At 43.4% G+C, this 23,286-nt stretch carries 26 protein-coding genes; 9 read left to right on the top strand and 17 right to left on the bottom strand.

What is annotated here, in order from left to right; translation table 11 throughout:
• The first annotated feature begins 160 nt into the window (after positions 1 to 160).
• On the top strand, positions 161 to 403 hold the full coding sequence (locus HPY27_RS29135) for a hypothetical protein (RefSeq protein WP_174226545.1): 243 nt from the start codon (positions 161 to 163) through the stop codon (positions 401 to 403).
• A 250-nt stretch (positions 404 to 653) separates the two neighbouring features.
• On the opposite strand, the gene HPY27_RS29130 is transcribed toward HPY27_RS29135, so the two are convergent.
• The gene (locus HPY27_RS29130; protein WP_174226544.1) at positions 654 to 2,879 is read right to left on the bottom strand and encodes a glycosyl hydrolase family 18 protein; all 2,226 of its coding nucleotides are present in this window, start codon (positions 2,877 to 2,879) and stop codon (positions 654 to 656) included.
• Positions 2,880 to 3,184: 305 nt separating this feature from the next.
• Between HPY27_RS29130 and HPY27_RS29125 the strand changes: the two genes are divergently transcribed.
• From HPY27_RS29125 to HPY27_RS29110, 4 genes are all read left to right on the top strand, one after another.
• Positions 3,185 to 3,703, top strand: a complete 519-nt coding sequence (locus tag HPY27_RS29125) for a hypothetical protein (RefSeq protein ID WP_017251117.1) — start codon at positions 3,185 to 3,187, stop codon at positions 3,701 to 3,703.
• Positions 3,704 to 4,399: 696 nt separating this feature from the next.
• Positions 4,400 to 4,669 (top strand): hypothetical protein, encoded by a 270-nt coding sequence (locus HPY27_RS29120; protein WP_174226543.1) that lies wholly within the window; start codon positions 4,400 to 4,402, stop codon positions 4,667 to 4,669.
• Between the two features lie 224 nt (positions 4,670 to 4,893).
• Positions 4,894 to 5,280, top strand: a complete 387-nt coding sequence (locus HPY27_RS29115) for a hypothetical protein (protein WP_017251115.1) — start codon at positions 4,894 to 4,896, stop codon at positions 5,278 to 5,280.
• A gap of 376 nt (positions 5,281 to 5,656) precedes the next feature.
• Positions 5,657 to 6,055, top strand: a complete 399-nt coding sequence (locus tag HPY27_RS29110) for a hypothetical protein (RefSeq protein ID WP_173622403.1) — start codon at positions 5,657 to 5,659, stop codon at positions 6,053 to 6,055.
• Positions 6,056 to 6,122: 67 nt separating this feature from the next.
• Here HPY27_RS29110 and HPY27_RS29105 read toward each other — a convergent pair whose 3' ends face one another.
• A complete protein-coding gene (locus tag HPY27_RS29105) occupies positions 6,123 to 6,275 on the bottom strand; it encodes a hypothetical protein (protein WP_017251113.1) in 153 nt (50 codons plus the stop codon).
• Between the two features lie 73 nt (positions 6,276 to 6,348).
• Here HPY27_RS29105 and HPY27_RS30700 point away from each other — a divergent pair, with 73 nt between their 5' ends.
• Positions 6,349 to 6,618, top strand: coding sequence for a DUF1871 family protein (locus HPY27_RS30700; RefSeq protein ID WP_173622402.1), 270 nt, complete (start codon positions 6,349 to 6,351; stop codon positions 6,616 to 6,618).
• Here the strand turns inward: HPY27_RS30700 and HPY27_RS29095 are convergent.
• The 3 genes from HPY27_RS29095 to HPY27_RS29085 form a co-directional block, all read right to left on the bottom strand.
• The gene (locus HPY27_RS29095) at positions 6,527 to 6,934 is read right to left on the bottom strand and encodes a dATP/dGTP diphosphohydrolase domain-containing protein (protein ID WP_254476011.1); all 408 of its coding nucleotides are present in this window, start codon (positions 6,932 to 6,934) and stop codon (positions 6,527 to 6,529) included. The two genes, HPY27_RS30700 and HPY27_RS29095, sit on opposite strands and share 92 nt — an antisense overlap.
• Positions 6,935 to 7,315: 381 nt before the next feature.
• Positions 7,316 to 7,747, bottom strand: coding sequence for a hypothetical protein (locus HPY27_RS29090; RefSeq protein WP_173622401.1), 432 nt, complete (start codon positions 7,745 to 7,747; stop codon positions 7,316 to 7,318).
• Positions 7,748 to 8,003: 256 nt separating this feature from the next.
• A complete protein-coding gene (locus HPY27_RS29085; RefSeq protein ID WP_254475982.1) occupies positions 8,004 to 8,237 on the bottom strand; it encodes a hypothetical protein in 234 nt (77 codons plus the stop codon).
• Between the two features lie 140 nt (positions 8,238 to 8,377).
• Here HPY27_RS29085 and HPY27_RS29080 point away from each other — a divergent pair, with 140 nt between their 5' ends.
• Positions 8,378 to 8,713 (top strand): DeoR family transcriptional regulator, encoded by a 336-nt coding sequence (locus HPY27_RS29080; protein WP_085965035.1) that lies wholly within the window; start codon positions 8,378 to 8,380, stop codon positions 8,711 to 8,713.
• Between the two features lie 113 nt (positions 8,714 to 8,826).
• Here the strand turns inward: HPY27_RS29080 and HPY27_RS29075 are convergent, their stop codons facing one another.
• Positions 8,827 to 9,003 carry a DUF3850 domain-containing protein gene (locus tag HPY27_RS29075; protein WP_483296521.1) on the bottom strand — a complete coding sequence of 59 codons (177 nt, stop codon included), beginning with the start codon at positions 9,001 to 9,003 and terminating at the stop codon, positions 8,827 to 8,829.
• Between the two features lie 80 nt (positions 9,004 to 9,083).
• On the opposite strand from HPY27_RS29075, the gene HPY27_RS29070 reads away from it, so the two are divergent.
• Positions 9,084 to 9,605, top strand: a complete 522-nt coding sequence (locus tag HPY27_RS29070) for a M23 family metallopeptidase (protein WP_017251108.1) — start codon at positions 9,084 to 9,086, stop codon at positions 9,603 to 9,605.
• Between the two features lie 485 nt (positions 9,606 to 10,090).
• Here the strand turns inward: HPY27_RS29070 and HPY27_RS29065 are convergent, their stop codons facing one another.
• The 11 genes from HPY27_RS29065 to HPY27_RS30475 form a co-directional block, all read right to left on the bottom strand.
• Positions 10,091 to 10,432: a hypothetical protein gene (locus HPY27_RS29065; RefSeq protein WP_174226541.1), complete on the bottom strand. Its 342-nt coding sequence runs from the start codon at positions 10,430 to 10,432 to the stop codon at positions 10,091 to 10,093.
• A 193-nt stretch (positions 10,433 to 10,625) separates the two neighbouring features.
• A complete protein-coding gene (locus tag HPY27_RS29060) occupies positions 10,626 to 10,847 on the bottom strand; it encodes a helix-turn-helix domain-containing protein (protein WP_003387736.1) in 222 nt (73 codons plus the stop codon).
• A 421-nt stretch (positions 10,848 to 11,268) separates the two neighbouring features.
• Complete coding sequence (locus HPY27_RS29055) at positions 11,269 to 12,192, bottom strand: ABC transporter permease (protein ID WP_017251105.1); 924 nt, start codon at positions 12,190 to 12,192, stop codon at positions 11,269 to 11,271.
• Between the two features lie 44 nt (positions 12,193 to 12,236).
• Positions 12,237 to 13,160, bottom strand: coding sequence for an ABC transporter permease (locus tag HPY27_RS29050; protein ID WP_017251104.1), 924 nt, complete (start codon positions 13,158 to 13,160; stop codon positions 12,237 to 12,239).
• 34 nt (positions 13,161 to 13,194) lie between these two features.
• The gene (locus HPY27_RS29045) at positions 13,195 to 14,058 is read right to left on the bottom strand and encodes an ABC transporter permease subunit (protein WP_017251103.1); all 864 of its coding nucleotides are present in this window, start codon (positions 14,056 to 14,058) and stop codon (positions 13,195 to 13,197) included.
• A 355-nt stretch (positions 14,059 to 14,413) separates the two neighbouring features.
• Complete coding sequence (locus HPY27_RS29040; RefSeq protein WP_100169666.1) at positions 14,414 to 14,935, bottom strand: GNAT family N-acetyltransferase; 522 nt, start codon at positions 14,933 to 14,935, stop codon at positions 14,414 to 14,416.
• Between the two features lie 31 nt (positions 14,936 to 14,966).
• Complete coding sequence (locus tag HPY27_RS29035; protein ID WP_174226540.1) at positions 14,967 to 17,060, bottom strand: ABC transporter transmembrane domain-containing protein; 2,094 nt, start codon at positions 17,058 to 17,060, stop codon at positions 14,967 to 14,969.
• A gap of 20 nt (positions 17,061 to 17,080) precedes the next feature.
• On the bottom strand, positions 17,081 to 17,605 hold the full coding sequence (locus HPY27_RS29030; RefSeq protein WP_174226539.1) for a hypothetical protein: 525 nt from the start codon (positions 17,603 to 17,605) through the stop codon (positions 17,081 to 17,083).
• 74 nt (positions 17,606 to 17,679) lie between these two features.
• Positions 17,680 to 18,138, bottom strand: coding sequence for a chemotaxis protein CheX (locus tag HPY27_RS29025; RefSeq protein WP_017251098.1), 459 nt, complete (start codon positions 18,136 to 18,138; stop codon positions 17,680 to 17,682).
• A gap of 177 nt (positions 18,139 to 18,315) precedes the next feature.
• Complete coding sequence (locus HPY27_RS29020) at positions 18,316 to 18,714, bottom strand: hypothetical protein (protein WP_069845532.1); 399 nt, start codon at positions 18,712 to 18,714, stop codon at positions 18,316 to 18,318.
• A 70-nt stretch (positions 18,715 to 18,784) separates the two neighbouring features.
• Positions 18,785 to 22,516 (bottom strand): S8 family serine peptidase, encoded by a 3,732-nt coding sequence (locus tag HPY27_RS30475; RefSeq protein WP_174226538.1) that lies wholly within the window; start codon positions 22,514 to 22,516, stop codon positions 18,785 to 18,787.
• Between the two features lie 189 nt (positions 22,517 to 22,705).
• Here HPY27_RS30475 and HPY27_RS29010 point away from each other — a divergent pair, with 189 nt between their 5' ends.
• Positions 22,706 to 23,149, top strand: a complete 444-nt coding sequence (locus HPY27_RS29010; protein WP_017251095.1) for a MarR family winged helix-turn-helix transcriptional regulator — start codon at positions 22,706 to 22,708, stop codon at positions 23,147 to 23,149.
• Positions 23,150 to 23,286 lie beyond the last annotated feature (137 nt).

Genomic DNA, 23,286 nt, shown 5'->3' with positions numbered 1-23,286 from the left:
ATTTTGTGTCAATTTCGTTTTTTCTTATATTTCGATCAACTTTTTCTGATTGAAAAAGAACCACACTTAACCTGCTGGCAAAGGAGGTTCTTCTTGCTTATGGCTTGGCTTATTTCTTATGTATGTTAAAATTTACAAAAAAGGGAAATGGGGCGTTAGTATGAGTGAGCAGCCCTTTTGGTTTAAAGCGACTACAACTGTTGTTATTGTCATTGGAATTTTAGCACTACTGACAAGTGTCGCTTTCTTTCAGCTATTCGCATTGGTAGGCCTTGTCGTTATCTGTGCCTCGAAAGGTGTATTGGAATGGAAAAAGAACAGAGACTGGGCTGTTATTATTTTTGGTCTAGTTGCACTACAAATCGCTATTTTTCTCAAGGCATTCTATCGCTTTTTTACATAAGCCACTTAATTAATTCAACATGAGTGGAAAATATTTCTTGATTACTATTATGAACATTAATATAATAATAGTGAATTTGGAATTTTAAGGAGGGGCTTCTATGAATACTGCAATTGCGATTCTTACTTTTATTGGAGATCTTATTCCATTAGTCCTCCAACTGTTAAAAGCCTTTGCTTAATTTCCAAACGAACAAATAGGGGCTGTTCTTCCGTCATTTTCATGACTGGAGGGACAGCCCCTTCCCTACTTATTGGGTATCTACATTTCCTTCTGTTTCTGGTGTTTGTTCTGTTTGTTCAGTACCTTCTGTTCCTTCAGTACCGTCTGTTTCCTCCACAATTGGCTCATCTACATAACCCTCGACGCCTTCAACTGCCGCTTGTTGTTGAACTTGCCAGAGAGCTGCTACATTTGGTGGCTCCCATCCCACGAGTGAAGTGTGTGGTTGCAAACATTTGTATACCTTGCCTTGATAGCTGACCAGATCACCAGGCACGTAGCTTACATTTGGTGCCCACGCTGGGGTTCCCGGATTTGCAGCATCTGTTACACCTACTACCTCGACGCTCTTCTGTGAAGAATTACCTGCCGCATCCTTCGCTACTACAGAGAAGGTATAGGAAGTGTTAGGTGTGAGTCCTGTGACAGTTGCAGTCGTAGTTGTTACATCCGCAGCTAATGCTGTTCCGTTGTAAACCTCGTAATTCGTCACCGCGATATTGTCCGTAGAAGCAGCCCAGCTCAGACTGATACTCGTTCCTGTTTTCCCTGTAATAACCAGATTGCTTGGTGTGCTTGGAGGTTGATTATCTGGCTGAATTGTATCCGTCGTAACCGTTACCTCATTGCTTGCTACGGAGGAATTACCTGCTGCATCTTTCGCCTTCACAGTGAACTGGTAAGCGGTTCCAGCAGTAAGCCCGCTAATTGTAGTAGTTGTACCGGTTACCGTTTTTGCAAGCTGAGTGCCATTGTATACCTCATAGCCAGTAACCCCTACATTGTCGGTAGCAGCTCCCCAACTCAGGCTAACACTTGTCGCTGTTTTTGCAGTCGATTGGAGAGTGGCTGGTGCTGTCGGCGGTACGTTGTCGACTGGAGCTGGCCCGCCCAGAAGATCGCCATACACTTTATCTAGCAGTGCTTTGTTACGGTCTCCGCTAAATTCCCAGAACATCGCGCCTGCCAAACCTTTGGATGTAATATAAGAAGTTTTGTGTCCGATTGAAGTCACATCGTCATAGCTAATATATGTTTTCGAAGCCGGGTTGAAGAGATAGGGCACTTTTGCCGCGTCATTCCAGTGGCGTGTGAAGCCATTTTTGTTCACATAATTATTTTGGATATCCGTGAAGTCAAGCATGCCAGGTTCCCATGTTCCGACTGACGGCCCCGTGCAATTTTGATATTCTCCATTGTTAGCCGTTGCGCAACCCGACCAGCCCCTTCCGTAAAACGGAAGTCCGAGAACGAGCTTGCTGGCAGGAACACCGTCACGGAGATGACCCTCTACAGCTGTTTGGATATTATAGGTTTGAGCATTTGGCAAACCAGCTGCTCCTGCTGCCGGATCATAGGCCAACGGCGCATTATGTCCGCTCTGCTTTTGGAAGGCTCCATAGAAGTCGTAGGTCATAATATTGATCCAATCCACAATCCGGGCAATGTTTCCAAGCTCTGTATTTGCGGCATAACTAGGGCTGGCACCAGAGGCAATCGTCAAATAGTACTGTTTGCCATCCGTTACCTCAGCCGCATCGAGTTTGTCTCTGACAGCCTGTAGCAATAGCGTGTAATTTTGTTTATCTTCTGGACGTGTGCTGTTTCCAGGCAACCCTCCACTAACCGGGTACTCCCAATCGAGATCGACCCCATCCATCTGATATTTCCGGATAAAATCTACCGAGGACTGTGCAAATACTTGGCGTGCAGCCGGATCTGCCGCTACATCAGAGAAGCGATTGGACCACGTCCAGCCCCCGATCGATATTAATGTCTTTAATTGAGGGTTTTTTTGCTTTAATTTTGCCAATTGATTCAAATTTCCGCGGATCGGCTGATCCCACGTATCTCCTGGAAAGGACTTTTGCACATCAATCCATGGATCTCCGAGAACAACTGTACCATTCGGGGCGTTAATATTGCCTACTTCATCCTGGCAAGCCCATGTTTGTGGGTTGGGCCCCGTTGGATCTGGGTTGCCGTGTCTGCCATTCCAGCAAATATCCGCAAATGCGTAGTTAATATGCGTTACTTTATTGGGATCGATATCCGTTACATTGTAGTTTCGTCCATAAGCTCCCCATGAGGGATAGTAGCCAATAATTTTGGAATTGGATACCGCTGTCGCCTCCGCTTGATTTTCCTCTGCTTGTGCCGCCATGGGCAATACGGAAGTGACAAGCAGGGCACCTACCATTAGTACATTCCTAACACATTTCTTGAATTTCATAGTATCCCTCTCGATCTTCATGGATTATGTTACAAATCCATCTTATTACGACTTATATCACGATATGCTAATACATTTACATAAATGGTAATAAAAGGGTTATTGAGCGCAATTGAACATAAAAAAACCCCTCCCTTCCGGCCAAGGGAAGAAAAGGGCGGCTGGGTCACTAGAGATTACCGCCAGCCATGTATTGAAAAAACTCCTCGAAATTTCAGTATTCACATTTTTGTAACAAATCCTTCCATACATCAAAAGGAAAACAATTGATAGTCAAGAAATTCATATTGAATTGGAAAAAAATTACAATTGAGGAGTTGTTTTTTATGAAGCGAACTTTGTCTTGCCTATCTGCTACATTACTTTTAGCTAGTATGTTGGCTACACCATCGTATGCTGAATCAAATAAGACGACTGCCACCTCTCATTCTTCAAAATCAAATCAGTCCATTCAAGCAAAAGCAATAGATCCACATCTATTGAATGGTTTTCGGGTGAAAGAAACTAACAGTGCAACTGTATATTTGGTCATGGATGGTAAAAAAAGAGGCATTGTTAGTGCCGAAGTTTATTTTAAATTATTTAATAATTGGGATGGTATTCGGGAATATTCGTCTCTAAGCAGTATTCCAGATGGGCCAGTCATTGGTGAAAATGCTCAACTGATAAAGTTCCAAAATAGTGCAACTGTCTACCTTTTGGATGAAGAAAATGGAAGAGTCGTTAAGCGCGGCATCACAAGCGCATCTGTTTTTAACAAGTACAATTTTGATTGGAGTAAAATTATTGTACTTGCTGACTCTCTAAAGAATGCATTTCCCGATGGTTCCCTACTAGACAACTAAATTTACGTTTTAACAAAGTTTGATAATAGACACACCTCTTCCATTTGGTTAAGAGGTGTGTTGACGTTTCTTGCGTCTTTCCCCTTCATGAAATACTTCTGTTCCTTCATAAGGATATATTTTGCCAACTTTCATTCCGTATTTCATGACATATCCCCCCTTACATTTATCAAATCGTGTGCTAAGTTCCCATATGCAATCATTCCAATGGTTGATAGATCAATATTTTACAAAAATTTGAAAACAAGTTACACCATTATATTGTCCGTTATATGACATACCTTACTTTTGGGGTTGTCCGCAATCACAATTAAGTAGTGACATTAATGAGTGTAATTGTTGCTTGCAGTTTCGAGTAATTTTCAATGTTTATGGGCGGCTTTATTAGCTGCCCTTTTTACATAATTGCCCTTTACACTTTGTCGTTCATTTGGATAAGCCTTTATTAAATGAATTTGCGAATCAATTAGCACATTTGCGTTTACCATAGGTTCGTATCAGTTGCCAAGCTTCCCTCATTTGCATTCTCTATACCATGTGAGAGAAACGAGCTGATTAATATGTCGAGAACTGGCGTGGTGGTCATTCCATTCAAACGTATCAGCGTGGCTGGCGTACGGAGGCCAATTATACGCAAATCTCTCTCACAAAAACATCAAATTTAGTATTAACGATCGTTTATAAGGAGGTGCAGAATTGGCAGCACAAAAAGGTGTTACAACTTCGTCGAGAAAAGTGTCCTTAGAAGTACAAAGAAAGAATCGTAGAAAAGCAGTCCGTTTAATCAACAGAATTGTTGTAGTAAGAACAATATTTGATACATTTACAGGCTGTCTGCTCAGTGTCGGACCAAATGGTTTTCGCGTTCGGGTCTACACTGGTAGCAATGAAACGTTCACCATCATCACCATTCCATTAAATTTCGTTATAAACCTCTTTCCTTTCCCTTGCAATTGCAATTGCTAGGTTCAAGGCCCCAGTCCAACGGGGCTTATACATATTCACCAGATATAAGGAATTCAGTAGACGACCTTTGTAAAATAGGGTCGTCTTTCTACTTTCCTATTTCTCATATGTTAATACTTGTTCTCCATTCGAAAGGAAAGAATATTTCGAGTTTTAAAATATTGTATTTTTTGTCATATAAAGGTAACCTCTAAATAAACCGAAATATTAGGAGATGATAGAAAATGAAAAGATTAGCATCTGTAGCTTTATCAATTTTTTCACTCTTTGCCATTGTTTCATCAGCGAGTGCCGCATCACCTCATCCCGTACAATCAAATGTTACAGCTCCAGTCACTGTCACGAAGCTTGTTATTGAAGAAGATATCCCTCGTTACTTCTATCCTGGTGACTATGCTCCTATTTGGGTAACTGCATTTTTTTCAGACGGCACATCTAAGGTTGTGTCAAATGAAGTTAACATACTTGAGGAAGCAGCATGCGAGTACATTAAACAGCCTAGAACTGTATATGCTATGGTTAAAGCGACACATTCTACAGGATCGGATGTTGGATGGTTTACTGTTGAGTACGGTGGCGTAGAAAAGACAATCTATTTTAGTGTTCGATAAGAAATGAAACCAGAGTCCTTCAGTAATCTAGAAGGACTTTTTTGTTCCCCTCCCCCTGCCGCCTCTGCCTCATACCGATTTATACAAATGGGATTTCAAAACACATAAGATCATTCCAATCAGTAATAAGTGAAACCGTATATCTTTATTCGCCAAACAGCATCCGGTGTGTCTTAGTTCAAAGGGCACACCGTTTTCATTGTTTCTGGACAAACTCGCGAAAGGTCTCTTTGGCCAGTTCAAGAGTATTCAGAGCCTCTCCATTTAACTAATCGTGTGTTTTGTAAAAAAAATCGAAATAAGTTGTAACAAATTACCATTAACTTCGTCCTTAAAATGTAAGCAAGATCAGTATTAGAATCGGAGGTAATTCATTTTGAACAAAAAACTTTTTAAATCCGGAAACTTACTAGTTGTTCTGCCTCTCTTATTTGCACTTTTAATTCCTGCAAGTTTCTTACTTGACCCATTATCAGCCCAAAGAAATGAATTTGGATGGAACTTACAAGCCGGTTCTGCCAATGGAATTGTAGCCAAAACTCCAATTGATGTAGCGAGCAATTTGTTTTACAATGATAGGCCGTTACGGAATGCACTTGTAAAAGTAACTTACTTTGACAATAACCAAAATGTGAGCATTGTAATGCAACCTTATGAGGATGGATATGAAGGGACAGTTTTCTTCCAAGAATCAGGAAAATATACCCTTCGATTTTCTGTAGAGAAAGGAAATATTATAGGATCAGAAGATTGGGAAATTGATGTAACAGAGTAAGAATCAATGTCTCTTCTTACACTTCTCGGTGAGAAGTGTTTTTTTAATTTTCATAATTACCGTTTTGTTAATAACCATTGAACTCAGGCATTTGATGGAGCTGCCACTGCTGCATGGTCTCTACTACGATCTGATAGTCCTCGAAAATCGTGTTCGTTCCGTCGATCCCATACCAGCAGGAATATGATGTAAACGTCTTAATCTTTGTGCAATCTAACATACCCTCCCCTCCCTAACTAATCAGTTAACGTCCGCTTTTTTATGGTAATATACTTAGACTGACCAAATTCGAGGTGAAACAATTGATTTATGCTAAAGTAAAAAACATTATTGATAGATGGGACCCGATTGGGTTAGTTAGTATAGATCCCGAACACGATCATTACCGATTTGAAATAAATGAGATTATTACACTGCTTCAATCTAGCTACAGCACCCCTGAAGAGTTGGCCAAACATGTAGAAACCATTTTCATCGAATATTTCGATGACGAAATTTATGATCGTCCGTTCGCAGAATGCCTGGATGTCGCTCACATTCTAATAACAATCGATATCGATTAACAATGCCCCTTTTAAGTGCTACATCTACCTTTTCCCCCATTCTCTTCATACACTTTTTGATAAATTGCTCTTCGCCAGTCATATATTGAAAAATGTGCCTCAGAGCGCTATCCATAAACTCACTGATCGGCATCCCTTTTTCCCAATTGCGTCCATCGCCGTATTTGATTTCACCTAGCTCACTTCTCTGTGCTATTCGGCGCATTGCTACAGGAGAGAGCACATCATATCTGCCTTTCCCTAGCGCTCGATCTCGTTTTGCTCCAGTTTCAAACGTCTTATGTTTTCCGTTATCTCGGATTCCAGCAGGCACCATCGTTCCCACACCTTCACTCCCGAAATATTGTGTTAAATACTTTGGCTCCGCTGCCTACCCACACTTAACCCAAAACAGCTTTTCTTCTCCGTCCATCCACCACATGTGCTCGAACACAATTGGGGGGTTGCCCTCCGTGGATTCATCTTTGCAGTAGAGGATAATTGCTATTTTCATAGTGAACGAGGGCGATCATGCTCTCGTTTTCTTACTTTCTCTTTTGTTAAGTAACAATAGACTAACCATGTGTGGGACAGTCCTCGCAATCGAAGTTTTGATCGCACTGTTTCTTGGCATGTTCTGCCAATGATTGGAGCCTTCACAAAATCATTAACAAATTCAGCTATTCATTTCATCATCTGTAAAGCGAAATACCGACCGCTAAGTTGTACTTCTCTTTGCTTCATTATTTTCAAATACCTCTTTCAGACCGATAAGTGTTGCTATTTTGAAATCTGTCAATCTGGTACTTCCAGGACGGATTTCAAGACTTATGAGCTTGAACATGAAATTGCCAATTGCCAGATTTCGTTCGTGATATTGATATTGTATATACTCTTTTAAAGCGTCATAGATGCAACATATCAATATAGGAAACAGTCGTTCCCACTCTGTATTTCCTTTCAAATCATCTTGAATCAATGCTTCATTCTTAAAGCCAATAAGACCTTGACATGGTTCGATTACGAAATCAACGATGGCATAATGGTCTGGCCCTGCCTGTCTAATATATCTAGCTTGTTTTTCAACCCATTCCGTTACAGTAATAATCGATACTTCTTCTACTTCATAAGGTGGATTAATCCAGATCATAGCGAGCCCCTTTCTGTTTTAACATCTGAAATGATTGCTTCCATAAATAACTCCTTCACCAGATATCTTATTTAAGCACATTCTAAGGAGATAACTGATTGTAATTGTAATGAATTTGGTCTTGGATTTCTAAAGATGAGGCAGTCGGAAGAATTAATCACCGAAGGTCCCTAGATAAACTCCGCTTTATTCTTAACTCCCGTAATGTTGTGTTAACTCATTCGAACCACATACACTTCTTTTATGTGCGACTTATTCACATCGTAATATTCACTCGCGCCCACTTGTTATTTTTCTTTTCGTATACCAACTCTCCGTTATTGTTGATAAATACCCATTGGTCAGTCACTACCACGCCGCCTTCGCGTTTGATCAAAATAAGCGGAACCCCGTTTGTCCAATCCTTTCCGCCATGATGTATGTGAGACGTTTTCGGGTCTTCGTACTTTGTCACTTCCTCCAATTTCTCGATCTTGATTAGATTAATCATGCTAAACCCTCCATTTAACAAATGTGTGTTTTGTAAAATGCCGCTGTACTTCTAGTAAGTTGTTTAAAATCGATTGCATATTTACCATTTTCTTGAAATATGATCTTCATGTAGTTACTTTCCTGAGAGGGTGTTTTTTCATGAGTGCACTTAAGTCGACGTTTATCGGCGCTATTTATTCCGCTCCTTCCCCATTGCCTGGTCAATCGCATCGTTCTAGCTCAAATATTGGTACGGAAGTCCTTCCGCCAGACACAGTTAATTTTCAATGGGTAATAAGTGGAGTTTCCAATCCTAATCAAATTAGTTTTTCTGTCAGTCAAGATGTTAGTGGAGGCAATGATCCTACTCATTTTACTGGAGTAGTTAGCGAGAAAATCACAGATGTTGTTTCTACTCGCTCTCTTTACATTGGGAGTCCCAAGGGTGCACAAGAAAACTTTTTGGTTGAAATCTATGCACTTTCAAGATCATAAATAATGCTGTTCAATTAGGGTGTCCTTTGGGACACTTCTTTGTTATTTGCAAATGACTATCTTGCAATACCGTTGTGATAAATCAGTGCCATTGACAGCATGACCTTTCCTGGCTACAGAAATTGCTTATCTGCCAGTACGTGGGTGATAACCCGCCTTACAATCCGACCGGTGTACTCTTCTTCTTCTGGGTCCCACTCTCGAGGCAAAAGTGGATCTCCTGCCTTATAGCCTCGATCATTTTTTCGTATCTCTGCCTTTTTGGTACCGTACATGACCTTAAGAAAAATAAAGTTTGATTAGCAGTTACATTTTTCCATAATCCTCGTATTTCATAATGAAACCAACTTTATATGAAGTAGGAGGAAATATGAAAATCAGAAATATTGTTATTTTGAATCTATTAACTTTAGCAGTTACTTTAACCCCAACAGCTTTCGCAGCGGAGGCAAGTAATTCGAGTCAGCCTAGTAAAATTAACGAAACACACTTTTTTTTAGAGGCCCCCATCCATGATACCTATGTAATTTCCTCTGATTTCGGCTTGCAAATTAATCCTGAAACTAAGGAATCAAAAGGTCATAACGGATTGGACTATGCAACCGCTAAAGGTACAGCTATCTTTGCAGCAAATGATGGTGTCATTCTTTTCGCTCAAAGCTTAAAAGGATTTGGAGAAACTATAATAATCAAGCACAATTCCGAATTCAGTACTCTCTATGGTCACATTCTCCTTGGTTCATTTCTTGTGAAGGCCGGAGATACCGTAAAAAAAGGGCAAAAAATAGCAGAAGTAGGATCGTCCGAAACAGGAGATATGTTGCATTTTTCTGTTATCAAACAAGGAACTCCAGTGAATCCTACCCATTATTTACCACAAAGTACTCAATGAGGATTTTAGTCACCTTCCGCAAGGATTGGTGGCTTTTTCAATTCCACACAATAACTATCTCAATTGATTGTTTTCTGATGCCCATTTCCCTAAAATGGTGGATCTCATTAAATAAATTCATTTCTGGAGAAAGTCGTTATGTTGGCGAAGACCAATAATAACAAAGTACACATTTTGATAAATTGCTCTTTAAGAAAGTCCATATACTTGAGGTTTTAAAGCCAAAAATGGTAATATTTTTTCTAATCAACATTCAGGGGGTGTCTCAAATGAAGTTATATCCTCAAACATAGAAAATTTGAAAGCGAGGAGTTATATGTCATTTGAGATTATAGAACGCACCCCTACTCTTGAAGAGTTTCATCAATTGTGCGTTTCGGTTGGTTGGGAAAAGACGATGAATTTCAAAGTGATCAAAGACTCACTTGAAAATTCGTTGTAAGTATCCTGCTTTAACAGGAATGTTTCGAGTAGCGCCAATTTAGTTAGTACAAAAAGTATCTCCTTCGAGAACAAACTAAATCTTCTTGCTTGTGACCCATACTCGAAAGGCGTTGTGTTCCCACCAATTGCTGGTATTCTTCTGTATGGAAGATTTCCATGTAGTCTCGCTTCAAAGGAACATCTGATTTAAAATCCTTTGTTTCCATGTAGAAAGTATCTTCAAAACGTCTTTCTTCTCCCCATGTGTGCATCTTCATTTCGTATATCGTCCCTATGTACTGCACTGTACGTTTCATCATTTTTAATTCTGCACCCTTGGCAATTAGGGCATCTAACCTTGAATGGTTCCGATAATGTGGTGGCCGAAGCCTCCAGCCCGCCATTACCGATTACATCCCAACAGCCGAAGAGATTCAAGCTCCGTTCAGATCCTATACCCTTCGACCATCGCCTTCTCTACTTCTTTCTTGTTTGCTATTTATACAAAAGTAATTAAAAGGGCATTTAAACGCAAATGAACATAAAAAACCCTCCCTTCCGACCAAGGGAAGAAAAGGGAGGCTGGGTGGACTGGGTTCAAATCTCTAGTTCACCAAGTCGAACGAGTTCGACTACTGCCTGAGATCGACCTTTGACACCTAATTTTTGCATGACATTACTAATGTGATTGCGCACAGTCTTTTCGCTGATGAAGAGTTGTCCGGCAATCTCTTTGGTTGTCTTATCTTGGACCAAGAGTTCAAACACTTCTCTTTCGCGATTCGTTAACAACGGCTTGGTTTGGTCGCTACCCTTCAATCGTGCCACCCCTCCTTGTGGGCTCTACAGGAACAAGGTTGAGGGATTACAGAGTCACCTTATCCTATGATGGGGGGTGGGTGATGGTGCCGGAATTTCAAGGATTTTAGGCTTTTGCCTTACATCCTATTCAGAAAATGGGCAATGGGTTCCGAACACCGCTGAGAAACCTCTTCGACATCCGCCGTGAATTTTTCCGTTCGAGACGACGATGGCCGCCAGTTGTCCCCCGTTCAGATCGCGACGAGTTCGCCTCGTCTGATGAGATTGCCATCGGAACCCAAGGCCAACACCGCCCCCGACACTCCAGTCTATTCACCCGACACATATACTGCTCCCTACAAATCGACTTCCATTCCACTATTTTTAATCGGATCAACCAAAAATGCCCTTGATTCGTAAAAATCAAAGGCACCACAACTTAAATAAATGGTGTACGATTATACGTTTGCTCGAACTTATCACGCAAGCCTTTGGCCAACAAGCTAAATGATCCAATGGCGATCATGAATGCCCCCAATGGTACGAGAAAAATCCACGTATAGTTACTGTAAATAAAGCCTCGATAAGACCCGAGCAGTCCTGCCCATTCATGTGTAATAGAATGATACAGAACCGGGTCAAAGGTCATTTTCGTACCACCTACAAACAGGTCAAATATACCGAGAAGCCCCATCAAGGTCATGACGGCGATCATTTCTGTCACCAAGATGATAATGAGCTGTTCCTTCAAATGTGGCAAGATGTGGCGAAAGACGATTTGATTCCGGCCAGCTCCCAGTGCAATGGCAGCCAAAACGTATTGTGATTCTTTAATTTGTTCGGTCATTTGACGCACAGAAGAGGCTACAGAAGGGGTTCCAAGGACAGACACAAGCCCAATGAAAATCAGTACGAGCGTGAACGTCGGCAGCTCGGAATTCACATTGATTCCTCGCAAAAGAAAATACACGGGAATAAACACAGGCATATAGCTCCATGCATTTTCAATCGCCATCCACCAACGCTGTTCTTTATCTTGGATGCCGATATAGAGTCCAATCCATGTACCAAGTAACACGCGAATAAATGCGATCGCAAGGGTAATAAAAACGGTGTATGGCGCTCCATGGAGCAAGAGGGTCAGTAAATCATACCCCCATTTGTCCGTGCCGAGTAAATGTTCCTCTGACGGCGGAAAGGGCGGTGAGACCATGACTTGTTTACCGTTCACAACCTCGTGACGCATCTTCGCTTGATATTCCAGATCATAGGGAGCCAAGTAAGGCCCCGCCACAGCGATCACGATCAGAAGGAACACAAAAATACTGCCTAGCCATAAAGAAAAATGGAATCGTTTTTTCATCAAAAAACCTCACTTATCCCTCATGCTGAAAAGTGACCAGCTGCTTAAATAAATGGGGTACGACTATACGTCTGTTCGAATTTATCACGCAATCCTTTGGCCAATAGACTAAAGGAACCGATTGCAAGCATATAAGCAGCAAGTGGAATCAGGAAAATCCACGTGTAATTCGTGTAGACAAAGCTTCGGTAAGTCCCGAGCAGTCCTGCCCATTCATGTGTGGTCGAGTGATACTCAACAGGGTCATAGTACATAGTCGTGCCGCCTACAAACAGACCAAAAATCCCGAGAAGCCCCATCAACGTCATGGTGGCGATCATCTCTGTCACCAGGACAATGACCAGATGCTCCTTCAAATGCGGCAGGATGTGGCGAAAGATGATCTGATCCCGCCCAGCCCCCAGCGAAGTCGCAGCCAAAACGTACTGGGATTCCTTGATTTGCTCCGTTTTTTGACGGATGGACGCAGCTACCGAAGGCGTCCCAAGCACTGCCACTACCACTACGAAAAACAACACGAGCGTAAACGTTGGCAATTCGGGATTGATATTGATTCCTTTCAATAAAAAATAGACAGGAATAAATATGGGCATGTACCCCCAGGCGTTCTCTATCGCAATCCACCAACGCTGCTGCTTGTCCAATATCCCAATATACAGACCGATCCATGCTCCAAGCAATAATCGCAATAACGCAATCAAGAGCGTAATAAAAATGGTGTAAGGTGCCCCGTGGAGCAGTTTTGTAAGCAAATCATAGCCCCATTTATCCGTACCCAACAAATACTCGCCTGAAGGTGCCAAAGGAGGCGAAATGATCACTTGCTTCCCGTTTACCATCTCATTGCGAACTTTCACCTGGTAATCGATGTCATAGGGGGCCAAATAAGGTCCGGCTACACCGATAATTATTAGAAAAAATACCAAGATACAACCTAGCCATAAAGCCCAATTGAACCGTTTCCTCATACCATACCCTCACTCATTCCATAAGAAGTCTGGGCTATTTATACACAACCGCGCGTTCAATCACATACAGAATGAGACGAATCAATACATAGACTAAAATGGATAGCAAAATAATACCTAAAAGTCCCATGACAGCAGCATTGAATTCGTAACCGCCATCTTTACTAAAAATAAAGCGAGTCAATCCTACGACGTTTAATAAGTACTCAACAATAAACAAGTTGGCTACTGTAATGGCAATCGTCTTCTTTAAATCAGCAATGAGAAACGGCTTGATATTTTTATAGACATGGTGAATGAGAACATGCCAAATCCCCATCCCCTTGGCAAGTGCTGTTTTTATGTAGTCTTCGCCGCCGATTTGTACATACTTCAGGCTGACAACCTTCATGAGGAAAATCGTTGGTCCAATTGACAGTAACGTGATCGGAAACCATGTACTCTCAGAGTCACTTATAGGTGACAGGGTGATAATTCGAATGTTCGTCAGCTTGTAAAATCCGACAGCACCCACAATCGAAACAACAATTAGGATAAAGTCAGGAATCGTGGCAAGCAGATTCAAAACCTTTTGAAATTGACGTACAATCCGAAAGCGCTGCAATAGCAATCCAAAAATAATACTAGCAAGGACTGCGACACCAACACTCGCGAACAGTAGTTCAAAGGAGCTAATTGCAAATGGGAGGATATCCTCAGCGATGCTCCTTTCCGTTTGCCCCGAATAATAGGTTCCGAGGGAGCCCTCTGCAATCTGCTGAATCAGATATACCGTATGAACTACGATATTTCCCGGTTCGAACACGATTTCTTCCTTTTGCGTATATAGCATGAACGGCCCACCGCAAACGACGATAACTAGGAAAAACATCCCAATTAATTGTTTTACATAGGTCAAGCTCTCATACCCCCTTACTATTTCCAACAATACACTATCTATTAAAAATCATCCAGACAATAGAAAATATTTTATTTTTTTATTCTATTCAAATAGAATGACAAAATAAAAAGTGGCTGAGCAGGATAGCCTGTCAACCACTTCTCCATTCTTGGGACAGTTGATTCGAAAAAGATGATAGCTGATCGACTACTTCGCAGAAGAAGTAGCTACACGCAGCTGCTCATTTTTCATGAGAAGATTTTGAATCGAAGCAGTGAACGGTTTTCTTACTCCGTCTTTCAAACGTGGTACCATTGGAATCATCTGATAGTCCTCCTTTCTGACAATATCTTCTTAAGAATAGCATTTTTCCTTATTTAGCGTCAATTACGGCTCCCAGATAGGAAGCGAGTTGATTGATTTCGGCCATATAGATGTTTTCTTGTCCGTAATAGCCCTCCTGCTCCCCTGCAACCTGTGCAAATTTCGAATAGAGCCGGTTCAGATAGGCATGATCAGCATCAGCGCAAAAGGTCACCTGTTTCACTTGTGCATTTTCTGCGTGAACCTGTCTGATTAGATGGCGAAAGCCTTTCAGAAATACCCTGCTCCTTCGATATTTTTCTTCGACGATGACAGAATGAATATAGCAAATTTCTCCCTCTGGGTTTGGTTGCCTTTCTGCTGTCATGTATTGATAGTGGCCCCATCCGACCACTTTACCGCGCTCGTCCTCTATCAGGATCAAATGAGAATCCGGGAGGAACGTCAAAATATGAATGAGCGTGTCACTAAGGGAAAACATACGACTAAATTCCAATCGATTGCGCATAAAGAATAGCGTGAACTGGGCAAAATCGTTGTCACTGGTACAACTTCTAAATTGGACATGCATCCTTTGCACACTGCCTTTCTTTTTCTGTTCGTTAGCGTATTAGCTGTTGGGCGTTTTTGCCAATCGTCGAGTGTTGGGACGTGATGTACTGGTATACCTTTAAAGGCAAGGTCAAAACAACACAAGAGGTGAGAGCCGTCACCGTTGTTGTCTGTAAAGCACCCGCTAGGTCTGTTTCTCCAAAGTGATCGCCGTCCTCCAGAATCGCAAGTCGAATCGGCTCCTCAAATTCAGCAGATGATTGGGAAACTTCTACCTTTCCGCGTGCGAGGATATGAAACTTTTCTGCTGCTTCTCCTTCCCGAATGATCGTCTGTCCAGCAGTAAACGTCTCGGTATGGAAAAGATGCAAAATATCAGACACGTCGACACCTAGAACATCCATAACACCTTCTGGGCTGGCCAACACACTTTGTTTCTCCCATAGCCTTTTGTAATAACCCCGCTTTTGCAACAGTTGAGAGTGTGTCCCTTGCTCCACTAGTTCCCCGTGCTCCAACACAAAGATTTGATCCATGTCCGTTATCGTCGACAAACGATGTGTCACCGTAATGACAGTCCGATCTCTGGAAAGCTTCGCAAAGGTCTTGTTAATAGAAGCCTCTGAAATGGGATCGAGAGCAGAAGTTGCTTCATCTAGAATGAGTAGAGAAGGATTACGCAGAATCGCTCGAGCAATGGCAAGGCGCTGCCTTTGTCCCCCTGAGAGGTTGCTGCCCCCATCCAAAACAAGTGTTTCGTACTTGTCTGGTAGACTTATGATAAAGTCATGGATCTCCGCTTGCTGTGCAGCCATCCTCAGCTCATCATTGGTCGCATCGAGTTTGCCGAGCCGGATGTTTTCGGCTATGGTTCCGTGAAAAAGAAAGTTATCTTGAAAGACGACCCCTACATGGTTGCGGAAGGCTCCCCGATTATATTCATCGAGTTTTGTGCCGTTTATCTCGATATGACCAGAACGAGGTTCATACAAGCCTACTATCAGCTGAACGATCGTGCTTTTTCCAGACCCGCTGGAGCCAACAATGGCAACTTTTGTCCGAGCCGCAATCTGCATGCTGACCTGATTGATAGACAACTGATTTTCCTGATAGCCAAACGTAACATTTTTTACGGAAACTTCAGTCATACGCAAATCGAGCGGATCCGCTGTAGAATGGTCGACTTTTTCACTAGGTTCATCCAGTACCTTGTGGATTCGTTCCATACTGACTTGTACATCTGTAATCAGAGGGAGCGTAAAGGTCAGATTAAACACTGCATTCCCCATCGACGTATACATGGTGAAAAAGGCGACAAGCGAACCGACAGAGATTCGCCCGGTGAGTGCCAGATAGGAACCAAAGCCAATGATCGTAAAGTTGATGAGTAGTAAGCATAGCGCAGGAATTCGTTCCAGCTTCGCTGCCATCAGATTTTTGCGATAGTTGCTGATCAACAGCAATTTGAGTCTTCCATTAAATTTATCGATCATGACATCTTGCAGGTTGAATCCCTTGATGACCATTTGCGCTTTCGTATTTTCCTGAACATCGTTCGTCATAGCTGCGAGCTGTTCTTTGTATGCAGCATTGACTGCGTGTGCACGTTGGCCAAGCAAATAAGGACCTGTAAAGATCAAGATTGCTCCCAACAAAATACACAGTGCCATCACCCATTCCAAGTAAAACAACACCATCGTACTAATCGACACGACCACCAATGACTGAATACCCGTCGTGAAGAGAATGGCCAACGATCTATCAATGACAGGCAAATCCACTGAAAAGGAAGAGACCAGATCGCCAGAACGCGTTTTGTGGAAGTAGCTGACCGGCAAATGCTGCATATGCGCAAACAGTTTTTGCCGCAAATCATTTTGCACACGTGCATTTAGTTTTGCCAGCACATAGTCACTGATTATTCCAGCACTGACACAGATAAACCCGCTAATCGCCAATACGATCATGATGACTGTGAAAATGTGCATATTTTTAGGAACAATCGCTTTGTCAATGATCATCTGGAAACTAAGAGGTGCCAAGGATAAAAAAAGCAGATCGAGTGCAAGCGTGAGGAAAAAAAGGAAACTCAGGAGCTTATAGGGGCGTATGTAGCCAAACAGTTTTTTGATGACGAACAGCATCGTAACGTCTCCTTCTTGGATTAGAAAAATGGTTCATGTTGAAACCTGGCTGCATAGGATTGCCAAGCCAAAAACGATGCGCGATATTCATCCAATGGACCGTTTGCCGTTTCCACAGAAGCTACTCGTTCTGCAATCTTGGTAAACAATTTGCGTAAAGAGTCTTCCGAGGAAGTCCAGAATCGAAACTCCTTCACGTCCTCCTCCATATAGGCGATATATTCGGTTACATACTGAAGAGCGTGCAAAAAAAGGCGACTGCTGCGATACTGTTCTAAAAAATAGACCACCTGAATTTGAACGATATGCTTGTCTTCGTACTGATTTTCACCTGTCCCGTAAATGTACGAAAAAGCACCGATCACTTCATCGTCATCGTTGAAGCAAAGAAATGCTTTCCCCTCCATTAAAACGGGACTCGCCAGAAAACTGAGCGCCACAGGAAAGGAATATGGCATGCGGAGCTGGTCGTAGTTTTCCAATAAAAAGGCCATGTATTTCTCATAATACATCTCAGCTGAACAAATCGAGAAGTAATGATCCATCTCTTTCCATCCCTCCTTTGAATGATGATGTGTAGCTACGTATCCTTCACAAAAAAGACGGCCATAAGCCGCCTCTATCTTATCACAATAATTTGAATATCCAGTCTGCCCATGTCATGGAGATCGAGCGGTGCAGTCAATGCTGTCCCTGCCATGCCTTTCAAGTCATGCTGGTGTAAAAATAAGGGCGGGGTAATGTCTACAAGAACACCTCGATTGGACAAAAGCGTACTCGCATTCCCGGAAATCATGTTCCCCAACTCAGAAATGGCACTTTTTCCGAGCTCATCCATCTCTTGCACGGGATAGCCGCCCATCATGGCCGAGACAATGCGCAAAGCCAATTCCTCTTGCAGACCGAAAAAGACCTCACCCTGTAATTGACCTGTCATTCCGATTCGAATCCATGTATGGCCTTCTACATGGCTCCATTCTCTTTCAGCTAACTCTCCACGCGAAATGTCGACATTGCATACTTGTTGAATCACGGACGAAGCTGATTCAAGAAATGGATCAAGGTACTGGACTATCATCTGCATTCTCTTCCTTTCCCGGGCAATTCACTCTTAGAGGTTGTTCAAAAAGTCGTCTTTTGATCACGTAGTAGTACCGGAAGCCTATTCGACATCGAAAGAGGTGCTGAAAAGACGACTTTTTGACGTACTCGTATAGGACTATCATAATGTCGACTTTTGGCAGATGCAATAGGATTACGAAAACTTCATAGGCATAAGGTCACGAAAACAGGGAGTACTGGGAAAATAATCCTCTACTTTTGTCTCATGACGAATGGTATAGATGGCCGTGCACGTTCGCAAGTCTAATATTTCTACACCGATCTCATGCTTACTCAATTGCCACATCGGAAGCTGAACGCGATCAAAGGCAAAAACAGTATCTCCAAATGCCAAGCACTCTTGTATACAGCGGACAGCATCGTAATGTTCGTCGGCCTCAAGCAAATGAACGGGCTCCAAACCGAATTGTTCGATCAGATGAATGCGATCCCACAATTGCTCTGCCACACGCTTCCTTCTGGCGGTCCTTCTCGGTGATAGCACAGGGTACTCTCTCGTAACATATTCCCACATGATCCCGTGGTAAAACATCAAATAGAATCCTCCCACAAAAATTTGGCCCGGCAATAGCCTTCTATCTGCTACTGACGGGCCCGCTATCCTATTTTTTCTTTCCGACGACATTCATCTCCGCTCGGGCTTCCCTACCCAGTGCATCAGTCGCAACAACCGTCAGTTTTTGCTTGCCTTCCTCTACCTCATGAAGCACCAGGCGAAATAGCCCACGATCATTCGCGTTGGTCTGAAAGCTTTTTGATCCATAGTTGATTTGGAGGTTAACAGCACCAGCACCTGTCACTTTCCCTTCGATGGGCAGCGCTTCACCTTCCTGCCCTTCTAGCTGTTTGTTCGGCAGCTGGATCGTCGGAGCTGGCACTGTTCGCGCCTTGTAGGATATACGCTGCTCCCCATTACTTATGACGACCGACCCTGCATTGGCATCGACATACGCATACACCAGCAACATGCTTTGATTGCCTGCTCCGTCTTTGCCTTCAAGCAAAATACGATTCTCTCCCTGCTTCATACTCAAAATTTGCGTCACGTATTTTTGCGCAGGGATTTCCAATTGCTCTTCTTCAAAGTAGGACACGATTTGCCCATTGATACTTACCTGACCTTTATAGGTTTGATCTCTGTACATGAAGCGGACTGGAACCAGCATGTTCTTGGTTGCTGCATCGAATTGTACGTCTTCACTGCCATCGTTGATCAATTGCAGTGTCGGAGGACTCGTATCGACGATGACCCGTTGCGTGAATTGGCGCTTGTTTCCATACATATCCATTGCACTGTACATCACATAATTGAGACCTTCCGTTAATCGCAGGATGGTTTCAAATGATCCATCCGTCGCCAGCTTTACAGGCGTTTTGTTAATCGATAAGCGGACTCTGTCCATCATATCCTCGCCTGTTACTTTGCCCCTGAAGGCTACATCCGGCTGCTTGGATATTTTCAGATAAGGAAACAAATCATCCGGAAACTCCACAAATGGCGGAGTACTGTCACTTTTCCCGTTAATATGCGCCACGCTGATATTCCCTGCATAATCATACGCGACTACACTCATTTTTTTATCTGGCTGATTAATAAGTGTGCTGGACACTTTTGGAGAATAGGGGCCTCCTACCCTCTTGCCGTTTACATAAAGGAAATAGGCTTGGATATCTTTATCGCGGCTGCTCCACTGAACCCGGTTTCCTGACACAGAAGCTGTAATCACAGGAGCTTTTGTATCCACGCGGATGGGGAGTGTCATCGATTGCCAATTGGCATTGCGGTCGTCTATTTTGGCCTTAATGGAGAATTGGTACTGTCCATCAGGTGCCTGTATATAGGCGCCTTTTTGTGGTGAAAAGATCTTTCCGTCCCAGCTCCACGCTTCCTTTTCTGTATAATAGTATGGCGTTCCCAGCTTGGATTGGTCGTACTTGCTCACCTTTTCATCACGCACAAGAGTGCGAATCGGCTTGCCTGACTGATCTGTTACTTCGACGATAATATGACGGGCATTGCGCAAAAAAGTAATCGAAGGAGCAGCGACATCGTAATGCCCATCCCCGTTTGGCGAAAAGGCAATATGATTGGGATCGATTTTCGCACCGCCATCGGCTTTGACACCTGTAACACCTAGATAATCCCGATAGCGCCATTTGTCATTGCGTTTATCGTGATACCAGCTCGTCTTGACACCTGTTCGTTTTTCCTGACTTTCTGCCTCCCATACGGGCTGATCCATTATCTTTGGTTCATCCCAGTCCCCGTAGAAGCCATAAAACGGCGTGCGCAAAGTAGGCAGCTCTTTATCATCTGGTTGAAAAGAAATAAATCCTTCTGCAAATTGATTACGTGGAGAACCTGTCGGAATCGTGAGCGTTACCTTCACTTCCTCTAACTTCCCCGGCGCAACGGTAATCTTAGGAGCGGAAAATTGTAGTTCTGCCCCCTCCAAAAGGGTATCTGTCAGCATGTTGATCCCGTTTTTGCGTAAGTCAGTCATGACACCAAACTCATTTTGTAGCTGATACGTAATTGGCTTTTTACCAAACTTGTTATTAATAAATAGAGAAAAGGTCGTTGAATTCCCAATCTCTCCTAACGAGACACCTGCTTTTCCTTTTGCATTCACAACAATGGCTGGCGTCTTGATCGCTTTTGCGATTTGCATCAGGCCTGCCCCTTGAACCCGTGGGCTGTAAGGAACTTTTTTTGCTTTCTCTTTATCCGCTGCGGGTATGCTGATTTGCGGATCGATAATCGGTTCTGCTGTATTCATCGCCGCGGCCTTCAACGTATCGACAAGCGATTTGCCTTGCAGGTTCCGCCCTTGCTTGAGATAACCTTGTTTCAGCAAAGCCATCCCGCCCGCCACATGGGGCGTTGCCATTGACGTACCACTTTTCACGGCATATTCAGACTCTCGCGTGAGTGACAAGATGCCTCCACCTGGAGCAGCAATCTCCGGTTTGAACTGCAAATCGGGTGTTGGTCCCCATGATGAAAAAGCCGAGATCGTTCCTCCGTCTGGATAAGGCATTGGATTTTGTCCATATTCACCGTTAAATGAGACCGTCACTTTCTTGCCTTTTTTAATCGCTTGCGCCATTTGCTCGCCCATGTGCTTCAAGACAGAAACAGCCGGGATTTGCTTGGCATGCTCCGCACTGATAATGAGTGGTCCCATTTCATTGTTGTAGATAACAGCACCAACTGCTCCTGCTTCTTTGGCGAGGCGTAGCTTATCGTCGAATGAAATGTCGCCTCGCTCGAGCAATACCACCTTATCTTTTACGGAAACATTGTAGTCTTCCTTCTTCCCTTTCCCCATATAGACAAGCGGATACGGCTTCATCAATGTCATGACCGGGTTTATCGCACCCCCGCCTTCCACATAGCCCGATAAATACACGACTTTCTCCATACCGGGTACCCCTTGCACCGTGAAGCTATAGCCAGCTAGTGCTGTAGCGTTGACAGAAGCAACCGAAAACGCATCAGGACTCAAGCCTGGAGAACCGATCATGGCGATATCTGGATTCTGTGCTCGTACCTTATCACTGCCGAAATACGCATCATTGCCGGCGGCTGCCACAACTACGATCCCATTATCGACTGCTCGCTTCACAGCCATTTGCTCCACATTTGTTTCATCCACATAGCCCGCTGAGGAACCGAGACTCAAGTTGATGACATCTGCTTTTTTCGTAATGGAATCATTGATCGCAAATAAAATCGATTCACCTAGCCCAGGAACCTCGCTTTGATAATTGGAAAATACTTTTTGGCTAATGAGCTGGGCTTCAGGAGCAACTCCTTTTACTTTTCCGTTCGCCCCAATAATTCCCGCCACATGGATACCATGCTGAGATTCCGATACGTCTTCCGTTGTTTGCGTACGGTCAGCCCAGTTAAAGCCAGGGATCACCTTCTGGGAAGAGCCTGACTTTTGCATGGCAGAACGCTTATCATGTGGGACAGGGAAATCGGGATGGCGCGGATTGACTCCCGTATCGATCACGGAAACGAGCATCCCTTCCCCTTTTACCCCCGCTTCCTCCCAAGCCTTCGTTGCCTCAATCATTTCCAGCGAATCGACAGGCGCAGATTTTAATTGCTCACCTCGCAGTAGCAGTTCTTGTCGTTGCCATTCATCTGCCTTCGTTTTATATTCCTTGTCCGCGTTGCCTGTATGTAATGGCTCGTGCATTTCCGCGAGATCCTGCAAAATCTGCGTACGAATGGTCGCTGTTCCTTCAAACGCTGTTGTGCTGACAGTCGTTGCGGGAAGCAAAGCCAATATCAATCCAATGCTGCATACCTTTTTCTTCATCGTTTGCCCCCTTGCTGGAAGTCATTCCATTATGTTTTCAGTTTTCACTAGGAATCGCTTGGGTATTCCCTTCTTTTCGCGAAGGTTGACAAACGAAGTACTTTCAGCCTATATTTAAGTGCGTTAAATATTACATATCAAATATTCTCGATAACGAAGAAATAGATCAAATAAGGAGACGATACGAACATGCCCTCCCCCTTAACAGATACGCTTGAGCGCCTGCAGGAGGCGTTTCGTACCATTATGCGCACGATGGGAACGCAATTAGCCGAACCTGTCTCTGGTTTAACTGGCCCGCAATTCTACATTCTTCATCAGTTGGAACAGAAGGAAAAATGCACAGTCGGAGAATTGGCTGAATCAATGGGGGTCAAACCAAGCGCCATCACAGCAATGGTCGACCGTTTGGATAAACACGGTTTCGTCGCCCGTGATCGTGATGAGGAAGATCGCCGAGTGGTTTACATCAGCTTGCGCGATTCTGGCAAAAAAATTCTGCAAGTAGCCAAGCAGAATCGAAGAGAAAAACTAAATAAAATGTTCTCTCACCTCAGCGAAGATGAACTCCAGCACTTCGTCCTCCTTTTTGAAAAGCTGGCGATGGCGGCGGTCATCGAGGCGAGTGAATAAACTCCTTGTACGTTGCTGTTGTGGTGGGGAGAAAACAGGAGAAAACGCTCTGCTTCTAGGGCCACCCCCTCGGGGATTGACTGCACGACTCCATGCAAAAAGCGAAACCGCGTCCAAAGTTGTCCTCTCAGGATGTA

The organism is Brevibacillus sp. HB1.1 (assembly GCF_013332445.1).
GTDB lineage: Bacteria > Bacillota > Bacilli > Brevibacillales > Brevibacillaceae > Brevibacillus > Brevibacillus porteri.
This window is presented reverse-complemented; position numbering and strand designations above follow the sequence as displayed.

Bases quoted from the DNA above. Each gene is read 5' to 3' on its own strand.
- HPY27_RS29035 (WP_174226540.1), bottom strand. From the start codon at position 17,060: ATGCTGTTCGTCATCAAAAAACTGTTTGGCTACATACGCCCCTATAAG.
- HPY27_RS29105 (WP_017251113.1), bottom strand. From the start codon at position 6,275: ATGTTAGATTGCACAAAGATTAAGACGTTTACATCATATTCCTGCTGG.
- HPY27_RS29030 (WP_174226539.1), bottom strand. From the start codon at position 17,605: ATGGATCATTACTTCTCGATTTGTTCAGCTGAGATGTATTATGAGAAA.
- HPY27_RS29055 (WP_017251105.1), bottom strand. From the start codon at position 12,192: ATGAAAAAACGATTCCATTTTTCTTTATGGCTAGGCAGTATTTTTGTG.
- HPY27_RS29025 (WP_017251098.1), bottom strand. From the start codon at position 18,138: ATGATAGTCCAGTACCTTGATCCATTTCTTGAATCAGCTTCGTCCGTG.
- HPY27_RS29070 (WP_017251108.1), top strand. From the start codon at position 9,084: ATGAAAATCAGAAATATTGTTATTTTGAATCTATTAACTTTAGCAGTT.
- HPY27_RS29090 (WP_173622401.1), bottom strand. From the start codon at position 7,747: ATGATCTGGATTAATCCACCTTATGAAGTAGAAGAAGTATCGATTATT.
- HPY27_RS29135 (WP_174226545.1), top strand. From the start codon at position 161: ATGAGTGAGCAGCCCTTTTGGTTTAAAGCGACTACAACTGTTGTTATT.
- HPY27_RS29010 (WP_017251095.1), top strand. From the start codon at position 22,706: ATGCCCTCCCCCTTAACAGATACGCTTGAGCGCCTGCAGGAGGCGTTT.
- HPY27_RS29085 (WP_254475982.1), bottom strand. From the start codon at position 8,237: ATGATTAATCTAATCAAGATCGAGAAATTGGAGGAAGTGACAAAGTAC.
- HPY27_RS29050 (WP_017251104.1), bottom strand. From the start codon at position 13,160: ATGAGGAAACGGTTCAATTGGGCTTTATGGCTAGGTTGTATCTTGGTA.
- HPY27_RS29040 (WP_100169666.1), bottom strand. From the start codon at position 14,935: ATGCATGTCCAATTTAGAAGTTGTACCAGTGACAACGATTTTGCCCAG.
- HPY27_RS30475 (WP_174226538.1), bottom strand. From the start codon at position 22,516: ATGAAGAAAAAGGTATGCAGCATTGGATTGATATTGGCTTTGCTTCCC.
- HPY27_RS29065 (WP_174226541.1), bottom strand. From the start codon at position 10,432: ATGGCGGGCTGGAGGCTTCGGCCACCACATTATCGGAACCATTCAAGG.
- HPY27_RS29130 (WP_174226544.1), bottom strand. From the start codon at position 2,879: ATGAAGATCGAGAGGGATACTATGAAATTCAAGAAATGTGTTAGGAAT.
- HPY27_RS29095 (WP_254476011.1), bottom strand. From the start codon at position 6,934: ATGGTGCCTGCTGGAATCCGAGATAACGGAAAACATAAGACGTTTGAA.
- HPY27_RS29080 (WP_085965035.1), top strand. From the start codon at position 8,378: ATGAGTGCACTTAAGTCGACGTTTATCGGCGCTATTTATTCCGCTCCT.
- HPY27_RS29020 (WP_069845532.1), bottom strand. From the start codon at position 18,714: ATGTTTTACCACGGGATCATGTGGGAATATGTTACGAGAGAGTACCCT.
- HPY27_RS29115 (WP_017251115.1), top strand. From the start codon at position 4,894: ATGAAAAGATTAGCATCTGTAGCTTTATCAATTTTTTCACTCTTTGCC.
- HPY27_RS29125 (WP_017251117.1), top strand. From the start codon at position 3,185: ATGAAGCGAACTTTGTCTTGCCTATCTGCTACATTACTTTTAGCTAGT.